Below are 20,632 nucleotides of genomic sequence, written 5' to 3'. Positions count from 1 at the left end.
ATGTTTGGAGGGCTAATCTTAGTATTGTTATTTTTTGTTCTAATTATAGTAGTGATTATTTTGATTATAAGCATAATAATTTCAAAAAATAAACTAAGAACAACATTTAAAATAAATATTGGAATACTAATTTTTGTGCTCTTATTTTTCTTTGTTTGGTTTCCTGTTAAAGAAAATACAGTTTTAAAATTAAAAAATGGATATTTGGTAGAAATAGAAGATTTTGAACATACTGCTTATTATTTAACGAATGTCGGTTATTTAGAAGGTTTAAAAAAAGAAAAAAATAATTGGATTGGCTATATTAATAAAATTGAAGAGCTTCCAAGTGATATTTTTTATTTGGCGGGATATGATGAATTAACTGAAAAAGAAAGAAAAAAAATAGATAAAAAATCAGGATATTTTATCATCAATTCAAAAGAAGAAATATTTAATTTAACAGAAGAACAATTAAAAGAAAAATTAAAAATAAAAAACCTTGATTTGAAATATCCATTTAAAGTTATACGACAATATGGAGAAAAAAAGAAATTATCACCATATTATAAATTTATAGAGGATAATTATTTATCAAATAAAATAAATATAACAACGTTTAATACTATTAAATATACAACTATAGTATTATTGACTTTAGTAGCAGTGATTTTGAAAATAAAATTAATAAAAAAGAGAAAGGATAGAGATAAATGACTTTTCAGGAAATTATATTAACTCTTCAAAAATTTTGGGGAGAAAAAGGTTGTGTAATTGGGAATCCTTATGATGTGGAAACTGGAGCGGGGACTTTTAACCCTGATACATTTTTGATGTCATTAGGACCAGAACCTTGGAATATTGCGTATGTTGAGCCATCGAGAAGACCAAAAGATGGAAGATATGGAGAAAATCCAAATAGAGTTTATCAACATCACCAATTTCAAGTAATAATGAAACCATCGCCAGAAAATATACAAGAATTATATTTAGAAAGTTTGGTTGCACTAGGAATTGATCCGAAAGAGCATGATATAAGATTTGTAGAGGATAACTGGGAAAGTCCTACATTAGGAGCATGGGGACTTGGATGGGAAGTATGGTTAGATGGAATGGAAGTAACTCAATTTACTTATTTCCAACAAGTTGGAGGATTAGAAGTTGAAATTGTTCCATCAGAATTAACTTATGGACTTGAAAGAATCGCACTTTATTTACAAAATAAAGATGATGTAAAAGATTTAGAGTGGACAAAAGGTGTAAAATACGGAGAAAGAAGATTCCAATTCGAGTACGAAATGTCGAAATACAGCTTTGAAGTAGCCGATGTGCCAATGCACTTCCAATTATTCGATATGTATGAAAAAGAAGCATTAAATTGCTTGAATCATAACTTGGTATTACCAGCTTACGATTATGTGCTAAAATGTTCACACACATTTAACAATCTTGACGCAAGAGGTGCAATCAGTACAACAGAAAGAATGTCTTACATCTTAAGAGTAAGAGATTTAGCTAAAAAATGTGCCGAACAATTTGTGGCGACAAGAAAAGAATTGGGATATCCATTGTTGAAAAAATAAGAAATATAAAAGGGGGCTTTTCAAAAGATTTTGAGAAGGAAGGAGTGTGCGATGAAACTAACAATAAACAATATCGGGAAATTAAAAAATGCTGAAGTTGTAATTGATGGAATAACGGTTATCACTGGTGAAAATGATACTGGGAAAAGTACGGTTGGGAAAGTTTTGTGGAGTGTTTTTAATGGATTTTATGAAATTGATGAGAAAGTTTATAATGAAAAAGTTTCTGAGTTAGAAAAAATTATAGATGAAATCATAAAAGAAAATGTTTATAAAAATCTTTCAATGGATTATAATTCTTTTTTTGAAATTTTTAACAGTACGAGGGAAAAAATTGCTATTGAACTTTTAAAAAATAATAAAAATTATTCAGAAGATGAGATAAAAATTATAATTAATAATTATAAAAAAGATCTAAAAATTGAAAATATTTCAAATTTTGTTCAAAAAATAAATGAAACTTTAAAAATTTCAGACAAAGAAATCATAAAAGTTATTGTTTCACGAATTATGAATAAAGAATTTCATAATCAAATTAATGCCGTTTTTTCTAAAGAAAAAATGAATATTGGAGAAATAAGTCTTAAAATAAAAGATAAAGAAATAGATTTAAAAATTGAAAATAATGAAATTTCAGATGTTCAAAATTATTTTTTAATAAATAAAGAAACAATGTATATTGACAATCCATTTATTTTGGATAGTTATGATTTCGAGGGTGAGAATCACCAGACACATTTAGCAACCAATGTTTTTTCAGAAAACGAAAATAGTGTTATTTCTGAAATAAAAGTGAAGAAAAAATTGAATAATATTTACCAAAAATTAAACAGTGTTTTGAGTGGAGAAATTTTGGAAAATAAAAATTCTAAATTTGTTTACAGAAAAAATGGTGAAGATATTGACTTAAAAAATTTATCTACAGGGCTTAAAACTTTTGCAATTATAAAAATGTTATTGCAAAATGGAACTTTGGAAGAAAATGGAACAATAATTCTTGATGAGCCAGAAATTCATTTACATCCAGAATGGCAACTAAAATTTGCTGAATTGATAGTTTTATTGCAAAGAGAGTTTGGAATGCATATTTTATTGACAACACATAGTCCATATTTTTTAAATGCAATTGAAGTTTTTTCGGAACGACATAAAATTGATGATAAATGTAAATATTATGTGGCTGAAAATGAAGGAAATAGTAGTATTATAAAAGATGTAACAGGAAATACAAGAGAAATTTATAGAAAATTAGCAAGACCGATTCAGGATTTAGAAAATATTAGATATAGCAGTGATTTAGATGAGTAAAAAAATTAATTTGAAAATATACAATACTTCTACATTAAAGCAAACTTCAAAAGATGATAACAATGAAGAATATATGACAGAAAGTCAAATTAAAGTAATTAATTTTGATAGTGTTGGAGGAGATAAGTACACTAGAAATAATAATTTGAGAATTCAGCTAAAAACAAATGATGTTTTATTTTTACATAGCGATAGAAGATATACTTTTATTGAATTTAAAAATGGGAAATTACTTGATAAGTCTAATAGAATTGATATAAAAAAATTAAAGGATATAGAGTTAAAGATTCTTAATAGTATGTTTGTTTTAGGAGATATTGAAGAAAAATCTTTAAATACTTTAAAAGAAATTACAAATTATATTTTAGTCTATAATGAAGAAAAAAATTTACCAAATGAAAAGAATTCCATTTCAGAGATTGGAAATTATTTTATAAATCAGGGAAGCAGTTTATCAGTTGGAGAAAATACTTTTGGTAAAGATGAAATCATTTGTTTTGGACTTGAAAAATTTAAAAATTATTGTTTTAAAAATGTACACACCTACTCAAAAGAGGAATTTGAGGAAAAATTTATAAGAAAATATGAGAAATTAAAATAAAAAATAAAGTCTTTTTTACTTCTTTTTGGGCGAAAATTTATAAAAAATAAAAAAAGAAGAGTGTAAATACCGAAAGGAGTGAAAAAAATTGAATTTTCTTTTTGAAATAGGATTAGAAGAATTGCCTTCGAGATATGTAGACGAGGCTGAAAGTAATTTGAAAAAAATTGCGGAAAAAGAGTTAAAAGAAGAAAGAATTGCGTTTTCAGAAATAGAGTCTTTTAGTACGCCTAGAAGAGTGGCGATTATTGTTAAAGATATTGCTGAAAAACAAGCGGATTTGGATAAAAAAAGTGTTGGACCTTCAGTGGAAATCGCTTATAAAGATGGAGCATTGACAAAAGCTGGAGAAGGATTTATAAAATCACAAGGAGCGACACCTGATGATGTAAAAATTATCGAAAATGAAAAAGGGAAATATATTTCAATTGAAAAATTTATTGCTGGAAAACCTACAAAAGAAGTGTTGCCAGAAATATTGTCGAATGTTATTAAAAAAATCGAGTTTGAAAAATCAATGAAATGGTCAGATAGAACATTTAGATTTGCAAGACCGATAAAATGGTTTGTGACTTTGCTTGGAACAGAAGTATTGCCTTTTGAGTTTGAAGGATTAAAAGGTGGAAACAAAACTCGTGGAATGAGATATTTTGCACCACAAGATGTTGAAATTTCAAATCCTGACGAATATGTTTCAAAATTGAGAGAAAATAGTGTAATTGCTAGAAAAGCTGATAGAAAAGCAGAAATTTTGAAAAGTATAAAAGAAAATTGTGAAAATGATGGTGATGTTGCAATTATCAATAATTATTTATTGGAAGAAGTTGTGAATTTGGTGGAATATCCTTTTGCGATAAAAGGTGAGTTCAATCCTGATTATTTGGACCTTCCAGAAGATATTATTACGATAACTATGGAAACACACCAAAGATATTTTCCAGTGAAAGATGCAAATGGAAGATTGACAAATAAATTTATTGTAATTAGAAATGCACCTGAGTATTCGGAAGTTGTGAAAAAAGGTAATGAAAAAGTTATCGAGCCAAGACTTGCTGATGCAAAATTCTTCTTTGACGAAGATTTAAAAGGTAAATTTGCCGATAATGTGGAAAAATTAAAAGAAGTTACATTCCAAAAAGATATGGGAACAATTTACGAAAAAATGCAAAGAAGTAAAAAAATCGCTGAATATTTGACAGATGAATTGGGATATGGAGCGAAAAAGAAAAATATCTTAAGAACAGTGGAACTTTCAAAAGCAGACTTGGTTTCGAATGTAATTGCAGAAAAAGAATTTACAAAATTACAAGGATTTATGGGATCAGTTTATGCTGAAAAACAAGGTGAAGATAGAGAAGTAGCACTTGGAATTTTTGAACATTATTTGCCAAGATACCAAAACGATATTTTGCCGACAACTATTGAAGGAGCATTAGCTGGAATTGCTGATAAAATCGACACTGTAGTAGGTTGTTATTCAGTAGGTTTAAAACCAACAAGTTCAAAAGATCCTTATGCGTTGAGAAGAGCAGTTCAAGGAATCATTCAAGTAGCATTGGATTCTAAATTAGAGTTAAATTACGAAAAATTAGTCGAAAAGGCTTACGAAATTTTTGCAGCTGACAAAAAAGTGTTGGATAAAGATGTTGTGGAAAATGTGGTAGAATTGTTTAAACAAAGATTATCAAATGTTTTAGGTGAAAAATATAGTAAAGACTTGATTTCATATGAAATTAATCTTGAAAACAATATCGTAAAATTAAATGACAGATTATCAGTGTTATTGGAATTATCAAAAACAGAAAATTTCGAAACATTAATTAACTTATTGAAAAGGGTAAAAAATATAGTTAAAGATACCAAAGGTGAAACTGAAATTTCAGAAAACTTATTTGAAAAAGACGAGGAAAAAGCAATATTTGAATTAGGAAATGAATTGGAATTTCTTGAAAATGAAGAATTTGCAAATTACATTCAAGTTTTATTGAATAATGCAAATGTAATTAATAACTATTTCGATAACGTTATAATTAATGTTGAAGATAAAAAAATTAAAAATAATAGAATTTCTACATTGAAAAAATTAGAAAATTCTATTGATAAAATGATAAATATTTAATATTTTTCGAAAAAAATTTAAAAATAGAAAATGACTAAAAAGTCAAGAAATACCGCTTTTTTAACGAAGGTTATGAAATAAATTAGCAGAAAAATAAAAAAAAGTGTTGATTTTAGTCTTAAAATGTAGTATAATCTTAGTGGAAAGTTAGGGAAAATTCAAGAAATTGTTTTATTTTAGAAGAATTTTAAGGAGGAAATTATGAAAAAGTTAGTTATTTTAGGAACTGCCTTATTAGCATTAAATGCTGTTGCATCAGAAGTGCAAGTTAAAGGTGGATATGACTATTACAGAGAATTTAAATCAGGAATAGGAATTTCTGGAAATAAAGGAGAAAAATTAGTAAAAGGACCTACAGCAGGTGTTGAATATCTTTTCGATAACCAAGGTGAATTTGAATGGGGAGTTGGATCAGAATACAAATTCTCAAACAACTCATCTAAATTAAAAGATAAAGAAACTAAAACAAAAGTTTTAAGAACTGTTCCAGTTTATGCAGTAGGTAAATTTAACTTAATTACTACTAAAAATGGAAATGATGCTTTATACTTATTAGGTAGAGCAGGATACAACTTTGCTAAAGAAAGCAATGTTGCAAAAGATGCAGGAATTAAAGCTAAAGGTGGATTATACACTGCAGCAGGAGTTGGTACAGAATTTGGACCAGTTTCATTAGAAGCTATTTATGAAAGATCAGATGTTAAATTGAAAGATACAACTACTGATCTTAGAACAAGAAATCACATTGATTCAGCAGGAGTAAGAGTAGGATATAGATTCGGTCAATTGAAAAATGACAGATCACCTAAAATTATAGAAAAAACAGTTGTTGTGCCTGCACCAGCACCAGCACCAGAACCAAAACCAGAAGTAAAACCTGATATTGATACAAGAAATACAGTTCAATTACCATTTAGCTGTGCTGCTAATGAAAGAAAATGTGTAATTAGAGGATTTAAAGTTGATGGAAGAGTACCTAATGAAGCTGAAGCATCAGATTTGAGAACAATCGCAGGAATTATTAACCAATTCGCTGACGGTGGATCAATCGACTTCGTTGGACATACAGATTCAACTGGAGCAGCTGCTTATAACCAAAAATTATCAGTAGCAAGAGCTCAAAACGTAGCTAGATTATTGAAAGAATACGGATTGAAAAATACAATTTCTTACGGAACAATCACTGGACAAGGAGAAACTAACCCAGTTGATACTAACGAAACTGTTCAAGGAAGATACAACAACAGAAGAGTTGAATTATTCTTCCAAAACGTTGACTTTAACAATGTTAAATTCATCAACAGATAGTAAGAATAAAATAAATAAAAAGGAATCGTCTTTTGACGGTTCTTTTTTTTTTACAAAAAATGTGTTATAATTTAGTGCGATTATTTTTAGAAAGATTTAGTAAAAATGCGAGTAAAGTCTTTTTTGTTACTATTTGGTGGCAAGAAGTAAAGATTGGAGATAGAATGAGTTTTAAAGATAATTTATTAACGCAGGAAGAGATGAAAGAGAAAATAGAATTGTTTAAGAAAGAGGGGAAAAAGGTTGTTTTTACAAATGGAGTGTTTGATATTTTGCATATTGGGCATTTGACTTATCTTGAAGAGGCGAAATCGCTGGGAGATGTATTGGTTGTGGCGGTTAACAGTGATGCTTCTGTGAAGGTAAATAAAGGAGATAAGCGACCGATAAATAGTGAGGAAAATAGAGCAAAAATGCTATTGGGTACGAAGTTTGTAGATTATACAGTTATTTTTAATGAGAAGACGCCTGAGAAAGTGCTTGATTTATTGAAACCTGATATTCATGTGAAGGGTGGAGATTATAAGAAAGAGGATTTGCCAGAGACGAAAATTGTTGAGAAAAATGGTGGAGAAGTGAAGATTTTGTCATTTGTGGACAATATTTCGACAACGGAGATTATAAATAGAATATTGGAAGCGTATAAGTAGGCGTCATATAAATAAGTGTGTGAATAATAAATTTTTATAGAAAAGGGGAGAGATGAATAGGAAAGTATTGAATTTTGAGGAAATAGATGAACTAGCAGTAAAAATGGCTAGGAAATTGAGAAAAGGTGGTTGTCTTGGGCTTATTGGAGATTTGGGAGCTGGGAAAACGACTTTTACGAAAAAGATTTGTAAAGAATATAATATAAATGAAAATATAAAAAGTCCAACTTTTACTTATGTTATTGAGTATCAGAGTGGAGATGTTACGGTTTACCATTTTGATGCGTATCGGATTATTAATTCTGAAGAAATTTACGAAATTGGATTTGAAGATTATATCGGTGAGGAAAATAGCGTGGTAATTGTAGAATGGGCGAATAATATAATTGACGAGATGCCAGAGGACACGATTTATGTGGAAATTAATCATAATGGAGAAAATACTCGAGAGGTATCAGTTTATCAAATAGAAGATGGAGAGAAAAAATATGTTGACATTTGCGATAACGACAACGACTAAATTGGCAGGACTTTCGTTGCATAAAAATGGAAAGTATTTAGGAGAAGTGAAGGTTGAGGTTGCAAAAACTCATTCGACTAAGATTTTGGAGCAACTTGATAGATTGTTTGAGTGGACAGGAACGACGCTTGATGAAGTGGAAAATGTGCTTGTTTCGATAGGGCCAGGATCATTTACAGGTGTGAGAATAGCAATTGCAGTCGTGAAAGGTTTATTTTTTAATAAAAATGTGAGATTTTTTGAAGTGAATGAGTTGGATGCGTTGGCATATCAGGCTTTTTATCAATTGAAAGGCGTAAAAAATGATATTGAAAATGTGAAAATTTATTCGTTGATTGATTCACGAAAAGAAAAAGTTTATGCAGCAGTTTATCAAGTTCAGAAAAATTTAGAGAATGAATTTGAATTGAAACAGATTAAAGATTATGAAGTAAAAAAATTGGATAATATTATTGAGGAAATTAATAATTCTAAAAATAAGGAAAATTATTTAGTTGGGGATGCAGTTTTAAATTATAAGGGAAAAATTATTGAGAAAATAGCAGATAAAGTGAAGATTTTTGAGGATAATTCTTTGAAAATTAGTACGACAACATTTACAGAAATGTTTTTTAACGAAAAATTGAAGGAAACAAATATTATTGACTTAAAACCAGATTATCTGGAAAAATCACAGGCAGAAAGGGATAAAAAATAATGGCTTTAAAAAATTTATTTAAATTTGGTAGGAAAAAGAAGAAAGAAGATGAGTTTGAGAAAGAGCTGGAAGTAGCAGAAGAATTAGAAGAAAAAAAGGCACAAATTGAAGAGGAAATAAAAAAAGAGGTTTCAAAAATTAGTGAGGAAATCGTAAAGGATATTGATAGTTCTTTAGAAAAAGTAGATAAAAAGATAGAAAAAACGAAGGAAAAACCGAAATTGAAACCTTTGAAAGATAGATTGGCGACACCGAAAAAGGGATTTTTTGGAAAATTGAAAGAGATGTTGCTTGGGAAGACGATAGACGACGATTTGTATGAAGAGTTGGAGGAATTGTTGATTCAATCAGATATTGGGATGAATATGACGATAAAGCTTGTTGAGGAGCTTGAAAAATCGGTTGCTAAAAAAAGATTGAAAACTTCGGAAGCAGTTTATGAAGAGTTGAAAGAATTGCTAAAAGAGAAATTGATTAATAACAATAAGGAAAATACTGAATTGAAGCTGAAAGATGGGCAGTTGAATATTATTTTGGTTGTTGGAGTTAATGGTGTTGGGAAAACGACTTCGATTGGAAAAATTGCGAAAAAATTGAAGGATGAAGGTAAGAAGGTAATTATTGGAGCTGGAGATACTTTTAGGGCTGCGGCGATTGAGCAAGTTGAAGAATGGGGAAACAGAGTTGGTGTTGAAGTTATAAAACAAGCTCATGGAAGTGACCCAGCAGCAGTTATTTTTGATGCAGTGAGTACAGCTAGAAACAAAAATTATGATGTTGTAATTTTGGATACGGCCGGAAGATTGCATAATAAGCGTGATTTGATGAAGGAATTAGAAAAAATTAATAAAATAATTAGACAGCAATCTGGACAAGATGAATTTGAGACATTGCTTGTAATTGATAGTACGACAGGGCAAAATGGACTTGAACAAGCGAGAATTTTTAATGAAATTGTTGATTTGACTGGAATTATTTTGACAAAATTTGATGGGACTGCTAAAGGTGGAATAATTTTCCCAATAACTGCGGAACTTGAGAAACCAATTAAGTTTATTGGGGTTGGAGAAGGAATTGAGGATTTGAGAACATTTGATACGAAGGAATTCGTTGAAGCGATGTTTGAAGATTAATAATTTTTGCATATTATAATTAATAAATAAAACTAAAACAGAATGGAGTTGAATTGTGTGGTAAGTAGCTTGTTAGAACAATTGAAAGAGAGAGCAAAAAAATTAGAAAAAACTATAATTTTACCTGAAACTGAAGATGAAAGAGTGTTAAGAGCGGCAGAAAAGGCTATGGCAGAAGGTGTAGCTAAAATTGCTTTAGTTGGAAATGAAGAAGAATTGAAGGCAAAAGCTGCAGAATTAGGTGTTTCATTGGAAGGAGCTATTTTCTATGATCCGAATAATTGTAAGACAATAGATGAAATGGCAGAACAATTGAGAAAAAGAAGAGAGAAAAAAGGTATGACATTTGAAACAGCAAAAGCTATCTTGTTGTCAGATCCAAGATTTTTTGGAGCGATGTTAGTTAGACAAGGAAGAGTTGATGGAATGGTTGCTGGATCAAATTCACCAACAGCACATGTGTTGAGAGCTGCAATTTTAGTTATTGGACCAAAACCAGGATTGAAAACGGTTTCGAGTTCATTTATAATGATTACGAATGCAACTGAATTTGGAGATAATGGAGTATTTGTTTATTCAGATGCGGGAGTTATTCCTAATCCTACAGCGTTACAATTGGCAGATATTGCAGTGTCGGCAGCAGAAAAAGCAAGATTTACAGCAGGAATTAAAGAGCCAAAAGTTGCGTTCTTGTCGTACTCGACAATGGGAAGTGCTGATGGAGAGTCAGTTACAAAAGTTAGAGAAGCAATGGAAATCTTGAGAGAAAGAGATATTGATTTTGAATTTGATGGAGAATTACAATTGGATGCAGCAATAGTTCCAGAAGTTGCAGCTTCAAAAGCACCTAATTCAAAAGTGGCTGGACATGCAAATGTATTAATTTTCCCTGACTTAAATGCAGGAAACATTGGATACAAATTAACACAAAGATTGGCAAAAGCTAAAGCATTGGGACCATTAATTCAAGGATTGGCAAGTCCAGTGCATGATTTGTCAAGAGGATGTAATGTGGACGATATCGTAGAAGTTGTAGCGATAACAGCGGTTGAATCAGAACAATAAGAATATATTTTGAGGAGCTTGTAATAATTTTTTGAAAATGTAAAAAAATTCTAAAAAAGTAGCATAAGGAGAGAAAATATGAAAGTATTAGTTATAAACAGTGGAAGTTCATCTTTAAAATTTGAGTTAATAGATATGACAAATGAAAAATCAATTGCAAAAGGGTTGTGTGAAAGAATTGGAATTTCAAATCCGATTTTCACTTACAAAAATTTGGTGAAAGGTGTTGTTGTAAAAGATAGACCTGAACCTATGGAAAATCATAAAATTGCGATTGATGTTGTGTTGAAACAATTGCAAGATCCTGAAAATGGAGTTATAAGAAATGTTGATGAAATTGATGCGATTGGACATAGAGTGGTTCATGGTGGAGAATATTATGACGATTCTGTTTTGGTAAACGATGAAGTTTTGAAAAATTTAGAGGAATTATCAGCATTGGCACCACTTCACAATCCAGCAAATGTTATGGGAATAAAAGTTATGCGTGAATTGTTACCAGGTAAAAAGAATGTTGCTGTATTCGATACTGCATTCCATCAAACAATGGAGCCAAAAGCATTTATGTATGCGTTACCGTATGAAGATTACACTGAATTGAAAGTTAGAAAATACGGATTCCACGGTACTTCTCACAAATATGTAAGTGAAGTTGCAAGGGAAATGTTAGGAAAAGAAGATTCAAAAATAATTGTTTGTCATTTAGGAAATGGAGCGAGTATTTCGGCTGTGCAAAATGGTAAAGTTGTAGATACTTCAATGGGATTAACACCGTTGGCAGGAGTTATGATGGGAACTAGAACGGGAGATGTTGATCCAGCCGCAGCATTTTATGTAATGGAAAAAAGAGGACTTGATTTAAAGGGAATCGATACGAGAATGAACAAACAATCAGGAATTAAAGGAATTTTTGGACCAAGTTCTGATTTTAGAGATTTAGCGTCTGAAATGGAAAAAGGAAATGAAAGAGCAATATTAGCATATGATATGTTCTGTTACAAAATAAAATCTTACATTGGAGCGTATGTAGCAGCTATGAATGGTATAGATGCTATTGCCTTCACAGGTGGAATCGGAGAAAATGCATTTTATGTAAGAAGAGATATTTGTAATGATTTAACATTTTTAGGAATCAAATTAGATGATGAAAAAGCTGGAGAATGGTTGCCAGGAAATGTTGAAATTACGACAAAAGATTCTAAAGTTAAAGTTTATAAAATTGAGACAGCAGAAGAATTGGTAATTGCAAGAGATACTTATAGATTAACAAAATAATTTATTTTAAAATTTAAAAGAAAAAATTGGATTTGAAAAAAATTAAAATTTAGGTTATTCAAATTCAAGGAAAGGACGAAAATTGGCAAAATTAAGTATTATTTATTATAGTGGATCAGGGAATACAGAACAAATGGCTGATTTAATTGGAGAAGGTGCAGAAAGTGCTGGAGTAGAAGTAGTGAAAAGTCAAGTTGAAGCAGCAGAAGAATCTTTAGCAGAAGCAGATTTTGTTGCACTTGGATCACCATCAACAGGATCAGAAGAAGTGGCGCCAGAAATAGTTGAGTATATCGAAAGAGTAAAAGACAAATTAGTTGGAAAGAAAATAGGTGTTTTCGGATCGTATGACTGGGGATTTGGTGAATGGATAAATATGTGGATTGAAGAATTGAAAAACGAAAATATTGAAGTAGTTGGCGAAGGTTGCATAGTTCATTTGACTCCAGATGATGATGAAAAAATCGAAAAATGTAAAAATTATGGAATTGAAATTGTAAAATAAAAATATAAAAAAGGTTAGATTAATAAGGGCAAAATCTGACCTTTTTTCAAATGTAAAAACAAATATTTAGATTGAAAAAAATGGTCAAATATGATACCATATAATGAATATTTATGAATTTATCAGAAAACTTTGATAAGTGACGAGGATAATTGGAGGGAAGATTGAAACATTTGATATTACAATTTTTAATGATGGTAGCAGTTGGGACATTGATAGGTTGGTTTACTAATTATTTAGCAATAAAATTATTATTTAGACCTTACAAAGAAATGAATTTTTTCTTTTTTAAAATACAAGGTTTAATTCCAAAAAGAAGAGATGAGATTTCTGAAAATATTGCAGATGTTGTTGAAAAAGAATTAATTTCTGTAGACGATATTGAGAATAAGTTGAAAGAAGTTGAATTTGATGATGGAATGATTGAGAAAGTACTAGATAAATTGGTTGAAGAAAAATTGAAAAAAAGTATTTTGGAAAAAAATCCATTATTGAAGATGATTATTAACGATTCTATGGTTGATAAAATAAAAAAATATTTTAAAAATATGATATTGGAAAACAAAGATGAAATTTTGAGTGAAATGATAAAAATTGGTAAGGAAAAAATTGATTTTAAAGAAATTATTTTGGAAAAAATGAAGAATTTTTCTTTGGAAGAAATCGAGAAAATTATTCTTTCAATATCGAAAAATGAGTTAAAACATATAGAAATAATCGGTGGAGTTTTAGGTGGATTAATAGCAGTGTTCCAATTTTTGTTTATGGTGTTATTGAAACAAATATAGGAAAAATGAATTGATAAAAGGTAAATCAATCTGGAAATTGAGAAATTAATATAAATTTTTAGGTTTAGATTTTAGGTGTTATATAAAAAATGAGGTGTAAAAATGAATGAAGATAGAATATTGGAGTCAGCAGAGTTAAAAGAGGACAATATTCAAAAAAATTTGCGTCCAAAGACGTTTAGTGATTATATTGGGCAAGAAAATTTAAAAGAAAAAATGAATATTTTTATAAAGGCTGCAAAGATGAGAAATGATTCGATGGATCATATTTTGCTATATGGACCTCCAGGACTTGGGAAAACGACGTTGGCAGGGGTTATTGCAACAGAAATGGGAGCTAATTTGAAAATAACGACTGGTCCAGTGTTGGAAAAATCAGGAGATTTAGCGGCTATTTTGACATCTTTGGAAGAAAATGATATTCTATTTATAGATGAGATTCATCGATTAAATACTTCTGTGGAAGAAATTTTGTATCCAGCGATGGAAGATGGAGAATTGGATATTTTGATTGGGAAAGGTCCATCAGCTAGAAGCATTCGTATTGAATTGCCGAAATTTACTTTGATTGGTGCGACAACTAAGGCAGGACAGTTGAGTACGCCATTAAGAGATAGATTTGGTGTGACGCATAAAATGGAATATTACAAAATTGAAGAATTGAAGGAAATTATTCGTCGTGGAGCGAATATTTTGGATATTTCGTATGATGAAGAAGGAATAACAGAGATTGCGAAAAGAAGTAGAGGAACACCGAGAATTGCGAATAGACTTTTGAAGAGAGCTAGGGATTTTGCATTGGTTGAAGGTGTGGGAATTCTAGATAAAAAGAGTGTTGATGGGATATTAAGTCTTTTGGCAGTCGATGAAAAAGGATTAGATGAATTAGATAGAAAAATTTTGAAATCAATAGTAAGTGTTTATAACGGAGGTCCTGTGGGAATTGAAACGTTGTCATTGCTGTTAGGTGAAGATAGAAGGACAGTGGAAGAGGTTTATGAGCCTTATTTAGTGAAAATTGGGTTTATAAAAAGAACACCACGTGGAAGAGTTGTTACAGAATTAGGTTATAATCATTTAGGATTGGAAAAAATATTAGAATAGAAATTTTAGAAAAATAAAGTTGTAAAATGAGTAAATAAGGTAGGTTGAGATTGTTAACGGTTATAGCGGAAAAAGATAATATAAGCAAAAATGAGATTTTAATAAATGATAAATCAGATTGTAATCATATACAAAATGTTTTTAGGCTTAAAGTTGGCGATGAATTAAGAGTTGTCGATGGAGAAAGAGAATATTTGACAAAAATTTTAGATATTTCTAAAAAAGAAGTTTTGCTAGAAATATTGGAAGAGAAGGAAGATGAGTATTCTCTAGGAGTTGAGATTGATATTGCGTTGGGAATTTTGAAAAATGATAAAATGAATTTGGCAATACAAAAACTAACTGAAATTGGAATAAATGAAATAATTCCGTTACAAACAGAAAGAGTTGTCGTAAAAATTAATGAGAAAAAAGACAAATGGGATACGATTGTAAGGGAAACATTAAAGCAATGTCGAGGAGTAAAATTTACAAAAATATCGCCTGTAAAAAAATTGAAAGAAATTGATTACGAAAAATATGAGAAAGTGATTTTTGCTTATGAAAATAGCGATGAAGCGAAATCAGTTGTTAATTTGATAAATGAAAATTGTAAGAAAATATTGTATGTGATTGGACCTGAAGGTGGAATTACTGAATCAGAAGTTGAATTTTTAAAGGAAGTAGGAGCTGTGGAAGTGAGTTTAGGAAAAAGAATTTTGAGAGCAGAAACAGCGGCTATTGTATTAGGAGGAGTGATTGCGAATAGCTTTTTATAAATAAGTAAGTAAAAATGCTTTTTATTAAGCAATAGAGATAAAATTCACAAATAAAAAATTATGTATAAAATATTAAGAAAGGAAAAGTGAGAGAATGAGTTTAACAACAAATTATGGAAAAGAAGTATCTTCAATTATTGATATTATTGAAGACAAAAAAGGACAAGACATTAAAGTTTACGATATGAGAGGAAAATCGCCATTTTTCGATTATTCGATTGTGTGTACAGGTAGTTCGTCTAGAAATATTGAGGCAATAGCTACTGATATTAAAAAAAGTTTGGAAAATATAAGAAATGTGAAAGGATTAGATGAATGTAACTGGGTTTTAATCGATTCAGGAGACATTATCATTAGTATTTTTAGTAAAGATGCTAGAGAATACTATCAATTAGATAGCTTTTATGAAGGTGTAAATAACCACGACGACGAAGAATTTTAAGAAATGTAATTTTTAAGGAAGAGGACGGAAATGAGAGAATTAGATAAAGAGGAGAAAAATCCCCGATATATTGCATTTATTGCCGTAGTGGGTATAGCTTTTTTAATTTTAGTTTCAAAACTATTCACATTACAAGTCTTGAATGCGGCGGTGTACGAGGAGAGAGCTTTACAAAATAGAATTAGAACAAATATTGTAAAGGCGACAAGAGGACAAATTTTTGATAGAGAAGGAAAATTATTAGCAAAAAATATTACTGGTTATCAATTGATTCATACAGATACGAAACCATTGACACCAAAAGATATGGAAATTTTGAATCAGCTTAAAAATATGAATGAGCAACAAATTTCTGAAAGATTGTCGACTGAAAGAAAACCTGTGGCTGAAAAATTATATGATACGATAATGGATGTTAAAAAAATAAGTGCAGTTACGGGATACACTCCAGATTATCTTTTAGATAGATTTTTTAAACAACAAAGAGTTGGTACTGATAAAAAAATATTGGTTATAGAAGATTTGGATAAAAATGTTGCGTTGAAAGCGATTGAAAAATTGAATAACACTGATAGAATTGATATTGTTGAATATAATAAGAGATTTTATCCTGAAAATAATATTGCTTCTAATGTAATTGGGTATGTAAAACCGATTAACGAGAAAGAATATAAAGATCTTAAGGATGAAGGTTATCAAAACAACGATTTGATTGGGAAAAAAGGTGTCGAAAAAAGTTATGATAAAGAAATGAAAGGTCAAGACGGAATGGAAAATGTCGAAGTTGACGCGAAAGGAAACACTGTAAGACAAGTAAATTCGACAGAAAGTACAGCAGGGAAAAACGTTTATTTATCAATTGATTTAGATTTACAAAAATATATGACAGATGCTTTTTCTGGGAAAAGTGGAGCTTTTATCGCAATGGAAGCTAAAACTGGGAAAATTATTACATTTGTAAGTAGTCCAGAAATTGACTTGAATTTATTGAGTTCTAGAATTTCTGATAGCGATTGGAATGCTTTGGCAAAATCTTCATCGAAACCACTTGTAAATAAAGGAATTGCAGGATTATACCCTCCAGGATCAACATTTAAAGCAGTAACAGGAAGTGCTATATTAGAATCTGGAGTGTCACCTTATGCGACAGTAAATTCAACAGGACAATATAAATATGGGAAAGTTATTTTTAGAGATTCACATAAATACGGACATGGTATAACAAATTTTGCTAAATCAATAGAAGAATCAGTAAATACTTACTATTACGTATTTTCTCAAAAAGTAAAAATTCAAAATATTATAAAATATGCTAAAGAATTTGGAATTGGTGAAAAAACAGGTGTAGATATTCCTGGGGAATTAGCAGGAACATTGCCAAGTCCTGAATGGAAAAAGAAAAGATTTAAAAAGGCAAAAGATCAAACTTGGTTGCCTGGAGATTTGATTAATATGTCGATTGGACAAGGTTACGTTTTAGCAACGCCTATGCAAATTGCGAGTGTTTATCAAACAATAGCTAATAACGGTGTAAAAATGAAACCGACTGTTGTAGACAGATTTGTAAGTTACAATGGAAAAGTGGAAGAAAATAAACCACAAGTTGCTAAAAAATTGAATATTAGTGCAAAAACATTGAAATTAGTAAAAGATGCTTTGAGATTACCAGTTGTTGGATATGGTGGAACAGCTAAATTGTTGAGAATAGATGGATATCCAGTTTCAGCTAAAACAGGTACAGCACAAAATACAGGGTTTAGCGATAACCACTCATGGATCGCAGGATTTTTCCCATCAGATAATCCTCAAATTGTATTCGTTTCATTAGTAGAAGGAGGAGGTTACGGAGGAGTAGCTTCTGGAGAAATGGCAAGAAAATTTATCTTGAAATATAGAGAAAAATATGTGTTGAAAAAAAATGTTAATGACGATGGAAGTAAAAAAGACGGTAAAGATGGAAAAAATAATGATAAAAAAGATGATAAAAATAAAAAAGTAGTAGCGAAAAATTAAAATTAATTGAAAAATTTAGATTTTTGTAGAAATAGATAATTTAAAATAAGAGAAAAGAAGGAGGAGCTAAATAATGTCAGATGAAAAGAAAAAAGGGGCAGAAAAATCAGAAAGTCCTTTTAAAAGAAATTTTTCTAAAAATTCTGCCAAAGTAAATAGAGTTAAGGCAGCTGCGAAAAGGAAAAGAATGAATAATGACGAACATTTAGGTGATACAGTAAATTCTAAATATTTACTGAATAAAAAGACGAAACATCACAATAATAATAGGAACGAGAAGTTTGATGCGAGAAAGAAAGATGATAAAATGTATATTATTCCACTTGGTGGGATAGAAGAAATTGGGAAAAATATGACTGCGTTTCAATATAAAGATGAGATAGTTATTGTGGATGCAGGATTAACATTCCCAGAAGATGAGCATTTGGGGATAGATGTGATTATTCCAGATTTTGCTTATTTGGAAAGTAATAGAGATAAAATTAAGGCGTTATTGTTGACGCATGGGCATGAGGATCATATTGGAGCGATACCTTATTTGTATCAAAAATTAGGTTCAGAAGATATTCCTATGTATGGTGGTAGATTGACGCTAGAATTGGCAAAAGCTAAATTTGAGAGAAAAGATGCAAAATTACCAAAAGAAAAAATTATAAAAGGAAGAAGTATTTTGAAAATTTCAAAATATTTTACAGTTGAATTTATAAGTGTAACACATAGTATTGCAGATTGTTATGCAATTTGTATAAAAACTCCAGCTGGAACGATTTTACATTCGGGAGATTTCAAAGTGGATTTAACACCGATTGATGGAGAAGGATTTGATTTTGGAAGATTGGCACAATTGGGAGAAGAAGGAGTAGATTTATTGTTATCAGATAGTACGAATGCATTGATACCAGGATTTACACCATCAGAAAGAACAGTTGGAGAAAGTTTGAAAGAAGAGTTTTCTAAAGCAAAAGGAAGAATTATTTTAGCGGCATTTGCTTCGCATGTACACAGATTACAGCAAATTATTAATATCGCAGAAAAACATGGTAGAAAAATTGCGATTGATGGAAGAAGTATGGTAAAAATATTTGAAATTTGTTCAAATTTAGGATATTTAAAAATTCCTAGAGGAATTATGGTTGATATAAATCGTGTTGAATCATTACCAGCAAACCAAGTGTTAATTATTTGTACAGGAACTCAAGGGGAGCCACTTGCAGCATTGTCGAGAATAGCGAATGGTTCACATAAACATATTTCGTTGAGAGAAGGGGATACAGTTGTGATTTCAGCTACACCAATTCCTGGAAATGAAAAAGCGGCTTATAAAAATATTAATCAATTGATGAAGAGAAATGCAAATGTCGTTTTTGAAAAAGTAGTAGGAATCCACGTTTCTGGACATGGATGCCAAGAAGAACAAAAATTAATGTTAAATCTTGTAAAACCAAAATTCTTTATGCCAGTTCATGGGGAATATATGATGCTTAAAAAACATAAAGAATTAGCTGAAGCAGTTGGAATACCTTCAAACAATATTTTATTAGCAGAAAATGGAATGAAATTAGAGTTGACAAACTCAAAATTTAGATCGGTTGGAAGAGTACCAAGTGGAGCAACTTTAATTGATGGATTTGGAATTGGAGATATTGGTAATGCAGTATTGAAAGATAGACAAAATTTAGCAGATGATGGAATAGTAATAATTTCGGTTTCTCAATATAAAACTGGTAAATTTAGTAGACAAGTTGAGCTAGTAACTAGAGGATTTGTATACAATAAAGATGCAGAAAGTTTATTGGCTGAAACTAAAGAATTGATAAAATTAGAATTAGAAAACATGGAAAGTCAAGAAATAAAAGAAATTGGTAAAGTAAAACAAAAATTAAAAATAAAAGTGGGAGAATTTTTAAATAAGAAAACAGATAGAGAACCAATAATTCTTCCAATAATTATGGAGGTTTAATAAATGCAACTTTCAAGTAAAGAAAGAGCTTTTTTGAAAAAATTGGCACATAATTTAGATCCAATTGTGAGAATTGGAAAAGATGGAATAGATGAAAATGTATTAAAAAGTATTTCTGATGTTATAAATAAAAGGGAATTAATAAAAGTAAAAATTTTACAAAATTCTACAGTTGAAGTGGAAAGAGAATTGGGGACAGAAATTGCTAATAAAACTCAATCAGTTTTTGTGGATAGTATCGGTAAGATTTTGATTTTATTTAAGCCAAGTAAAGCGAAGGATGCTAAAATAACACCAGAGTTTAATGAATTTAAAAAGAAAAAGAGAGGAAAATAATGAGTGGTGGAATTGTCTTTGGAAATAGATTACTTGATGTAGCTTTAATTTCTTGTTTTGCAGCACAATTCTATAAAGTTTTCTCTCCCCTTTTTCGAGGGAAAAAGATACAGTGGATTAGGCTTCTAGAAACAGGAGGAATGCCTAGTTCACATGCCTCAACAGTAGTGTCGCTAGTAACAGGAGTATTTATACTAAAAGGAGCAAGTTCTATAGAATTTGCGATTTCGATGGTTTTTGCTTCAATTGTACTTTATGATGCAACTGGTGTTAGAAGACAAGCTGGGAAACACGCTAAGGCGTTGAATATGCTTATTGAAAGTATTGAAAGAAGAGATGGAATAGAAATAATAAACGAACAATTTAAGGAATTTTTAGGACACACTCCAATTGAAGTTTTAGTAGGAAGTATTTTAGGTATAATTATTGGGTTACTATTTAAAGGATATATTTTAGGATAAAAATTAAATAATAAAAAATAAATAGAA

Annotated in this window: 21 protein-coding genes; all 21 read left to right on the top strand. The window is 30.1% G+C overall.

What is annotated here, in order from left to right; all coding sequences use genetic code 11:
* The 21 genes from J4863_RS08930 to J4863_RS08830 all read left to right on the top strand — a co-directional run bounded on the left by J4863_RS08930 (position 1) and on the right by J4863_RS08830 (position 20,605).
* Complete coding sequence (locus tag J4863_RS08930) at positions 1–696, top strand: hypothetical protein (RefSeq protein WP_211618377.1); 696 nt, start codon at positions 1–3, stop codon at positions 694–696.
* Positions 693–1,562, top strand: a complete 870-nt coding sequence (gene glyQ, locus J4863_RS08925; protein ID WP_211618376.1) for a glycine--tRNA ligase subunit alpha — start codon at positions 693–695, stop codon at positions 1,560–1,562. The genes J4863_RS08930 and glyQ overlap by 4 nt, the downstream gene beginning before the upstream one ends.
* A gap of 51 nt (positions 1,563–1,613) precedes the next feature.
* Positions 1,614–2,870: an AAA family ATPase gene (locus J4863_RS08920; protein ID WP_211618375.1), complete on the top strand. Its 1,257-nt coding sequence runs from the start codon at positions 1,614–1,616 to the stop codon at positions 2,868–2,870.
* Positions 2,863–3,471 (top strand): hypothetical protein, encoded by a 609-nt coding sequence (locus J4863_RS08915; RefSeq protein WP_211618374.1) that lies wholly within the window; start codon positions 2,863–2,865, stop codon positions 3,469–3,471. The genes J4863_RS08920 and J4863_RS08915 overlap by 8 nt, the downstream gene beginning before the upstream one ends.
* Positions 3,472–3,559: 88 nt before the next feature.
* Positions 3,560–5,590, top strand: a complete 2,031-nt coding sequence (glyS, locus tag J4863_RS08910; RefSeq protein WP_211618373.1) for a glycine--tRNA ligase subunit beta — start codon at positions 3,560–3,562, stop codon at positions 5,588–5,590.
* Positions 5,591–5,791: 201 nt separating this feature from the next.
* Positions 5,792–6,898: an OmpA family protein gene (locus J4863_RS08905; RefSeq protein WP_211618372.1), complete on the top strand. Its 1,107-nt coding sequence runs from the start codon at positions 5,792–5,794 to the stop codon at positions 6,896–6,898.
* A gap of 164 nt (positions 6,899–7,062) precedes the next feature.
* A complete protein-coding gene (gene rfaE2 / locus J4863_RS08900) occupies positions 7,063–7,548 on the top strand; it encodes a D-glycero-beta-D-manno-heptose 1-phosphate adenylyltransferase (protein WP_211618371.1) in 486 nt (161 codons plus the stop codon).
* A 52-nt stretch (positions 7,549–7,600) separates the two neighbouring features.
* Entirely contained in the window at positions 7,601–8,068 is a 468-nt protein-coding gene (gene tsaE, locus J4863_RS08895) for a tRNA (adenosine(37)-N6)-threonylcarbamoyltransferase complex ATPase subunit type 1 TsaE (RefSeq protein WP_211618370.1), read from the top strand.
* Entirely contained in the window at positions 8,037–8,765 is a 729-nt protein-coding gene (tsaB, locus tag J4863_RS08890; RefSeq protein WP_211618369.1) for a tRNA (adenosine(37)-N6)-threonylcarbamoyltransferase complex dimerization subunit type 1 TsaB, read from the top strand. Before tsaE ends, tsaB begins: the two co-directional genes overlap by 32 nt.
* Positions 8,765–9,898 carry a signal recognition particle-docking protein FtsY gene (gene ftsY, locus J4863_RS08885; protein ID WP_211618368.1) on the top strand — a complete coding sequence of 378 codons (1,134 nt, stop codon included), beginning with the start codon at positions 8,765–8,767 and terminating at the stop codon, positions 9,896–9,898. Before tsaB ends, ftsY begins: the two co-directional genes overlap by 1 nt.
* Before the next feature lie 57 nt (positions 9,899–9,955).
* Positions 9,956–10,963, top strand: coding sequence for a phosphate acetyltransferase (pta, locus tag J4863_RS08880; RefSeq protein WP_249111523.1), 1,008 nt, complete (start codon positions 9,956–9,958; stop codon positions 10,961–10,963).
* A 78-nt stretch (positions 10,964–11,041) separates the two neighbouring features.
* Positions 11,042–12,238, top strand: coding sequence for an acetate/propionate family kinase (locus J4863_RS08875; RefSeq protein WP_211618366.1), 1,197 nt, complete (start codon positions 11,042–11,044; stop codon positions 12,236–12,238).
* Positions 12,239–12,320: 82 nt separating this feature from the next.
* Positions 12,321–12,743, top strand: coding sequence for a flavodoxin domain-containing protein (locus J4863_RS08870; RefSeq protein ID WP_211618365.1), 423 nt, complete (start codon positions 12,321–12,323; stop codon positions 12,741–12,743).
* A gap of 164 nt (positions 12,744–12,907) precedes the next feature.
* The gene (locus tag J4863_RS08865) at positions 12,908–13,531 is read left to right on the top strand and encodes a DUF445 domain-containing protein (RefSeq protein WP_211618364.1); all 624 of its coding nucleotides are present in this window, start codon (positions 12,908–12,910) and stop codon (positions 13,529–13,531) included.
* A 102-nt stretch (positions 13,532–13,633) separates the two neighbouring features.
* Complete coding sequence (gene ruvB, locus J4863_RS08860; protein ID WP_211618363.1) at positions 13,634–14,635, top strand: Holliday junction branch migration DNA helicase RuvB; 1,002 nt, start codon at positions 13,634–13,636, stop codon at positions 14,633–14,635.
* A gap of 50 nt (positions 14,636–14,685) precedes the next feature.
* Positions 14,686–15,393, top strand: a complete 708-nt coding sequence (locus tag J4863_RS08855) for a 16S rRNA (uracil(1498)-N(3))-methyltransferase (RefSeq protein WP_211618362.1) — start codon at positions 14,686–14,688, stop codon at positions 15,391–15,393.
* A gap of 94 nt (positions 15,394–15,487) precedes the next feature.
* Positions 15,488–15,835 (top strand): ribosome silencing factor, encoded by a 348-nt coding sequence (gene rsfS, locus J4863_RS08850; protein ID WP_211618361.1) that lies wholly within the window; start codon positions 15,488–15,490, stop codon positions 15,833–15,835.
* Between the two features lie 30 nt (positions 15,836–15,865).
* Positions 15,866–17,848, top strand: coding sequence for a penicillin-binding protein 2 (gene mrdA / locus J4863_RS08845; RefSeq protein ID WP_211618360.1), 1,983 nt, complete (start codon positions 15,866–15,868; stop codon positions 17,846–17,848).
* A gap of 73 nt (positions 17,849–17,921) precedes the next feature.
* Positions 17,922–19,808, top strand: a complete 1,887-nt coding sequence (locus J4863_RS08840; protein ID WP_305798604.1) for a ribonuclease J — start codon at positions 17,922–17,924, stop codon at positions 19,806–19,808.
* 3 nt (positions 19,809–19,811) lie between these two features.
* Positions 19,812–20,144 (top strand): ribosome assembly RNA-binding protein YhbY, encoded by a 333-nt coding sequence (gene yhbY, locus J4863_RS08835; protein WP_211618359.1) that lies wholly within the window; start codon positions 19,812–19,814, stop codon positions 20,142–20,144.
* Positions 20,144–20,605 (top strand): divergent PAP2 family protein, encoded by a 462-nt coding sequence (locus J4863_RS08830; protein ID WP_211618358.1) that lies wholly within the window; start codon positions 20,144–20,146, stop codon positions 20,603–20,605. Before yhbY ends, J4863_RS08830 begins: the two co-directional genes overlap by 1 nt.
* Positions 20,606–20,632: the final 27 nt, after the last annotated feature.

Origin of the sequence: Leptotrichia sp. oral taxon 221 (assembly GCF_018128245.1) — a bacterium.
Taxonomy (GTDB): Bacteria; Fusobacteriota; Fusobacteriia; order Fusobacteriales; family Leptotrichiaceae; genus JABCPH02.
This window is presented reverse-complemented; position numbering and strand designations above follow the sequence as displayed.

Excerpts from the sequence above, each read along its gene's own strand:
- J4863_RS08830 (WP_211618358.1), top strand. The coding sequence starts at position 20,144 with ATGAGTGGTGGAATTGTCTTTGGAAATAGATTACTTGATGTAGCTTTA.
- yhbY (WP_211618359.1), top strand. The coding sequence starts at position 19,812 with ATGCAACTTTCAAGTAAAGAAAGAGCTTTTTTGAAAAAATTGGCACAT.
- J4863_RS08875 (WP_211618366.1), top strand. The coding sequence starts at position 11,042 with ATGAAAGTATTAGTTATAAACAGTGGAAGTTCATCTTTAAAATTTGAG.
- J4863_RS08840 (WP_305798604.1), top strand. The coding sequence starts at position 17,922 with ATGTCAGATGAAAAGAAAAAAGGGGCAGAAAAATCAGAAAGTCCTTTT.
- rsfS (WP_211618361.1), top strand. The coding sequence starts at position 15,488 with ATGAGTTTAACAACAAATTATGGAAAAGAAGTATCTTCAATTATTGAT.
- J4863_RS08930 (WP_211618377.1), top strand. The coding sequence starts at position 1 with ATGTTTGGAGGGCTAATCTTAGTATTGTTATTTTTTGTTCTAATTATA.
- ruvB (WP_211618363.1), top strand. The coding sequence starts at position 13,634 with ATGAATGAAGATAGAATATTGGAGTCAGCAGAGTTAAAAGAGGACAAT.
- J4863_RS08915 (WP_211618374.1), top strand. The coding sequence starts at position 2,863 with ATGAGTAAAAAAATTAATTTGAAAATATACAATACTTCTACATTAAAG.
- J4863_RS08905 (WP_211618372.1), top strand. The coding sequence starts at position 5,792 with ATGAAAAAGTTAGTTATTTTAGGAACTGCCTTATTAGCATTAAATGCT.
- tsaB (WP_211618369.1), top strand. The coding sequence starts at position 8,037 with ATGTTGACATTTGCGATAACGACAACGACTAAATTGGCAGGACTTTCG.
- ftsY (WP_211618368.1), top strand. The coding sequence starts at position 8,765 with ATGGCTTTAAAAAATTTATTTAAATTTGGTAGGAAAAAGAAGAAAGAA.
- glyQ (WP_211618376.1), top strand. The coding sequence starts at position 693 with ATGACTTTTCAGGAAATTATATTAACTCTTCAAAAATTTTGGGGAGAA.
- J4863_RS08920 (WP_211618375.1), top strand. The coding sequence starts at position 1,614 with ATGAAACTAACAATAAACAATATCGGGAAATTAAAAAATGCTGAAGTT.
- mrdA (WP_211618360.1), top strand. The coding sequence starts at position 15,866 with ATGAGAGAATTAGATAAAGAGGAGAAAAATCCCCGATATATTGCATTT.
- tsaE (WP_211618370.1), top strand. The coding sequence starts at position 7,601 with ATGAATAGGAAAGTATTGAATTTTGAGGAAATAGATGAACTAGCAGTA.
- rfaE2 (WP_211618371.1), top strand. The coding sequence starts at position 7,063 with ATGAGTTTTAAAGATAATTTATTAACGCAGGAAGAGATGAAAGAGAAA.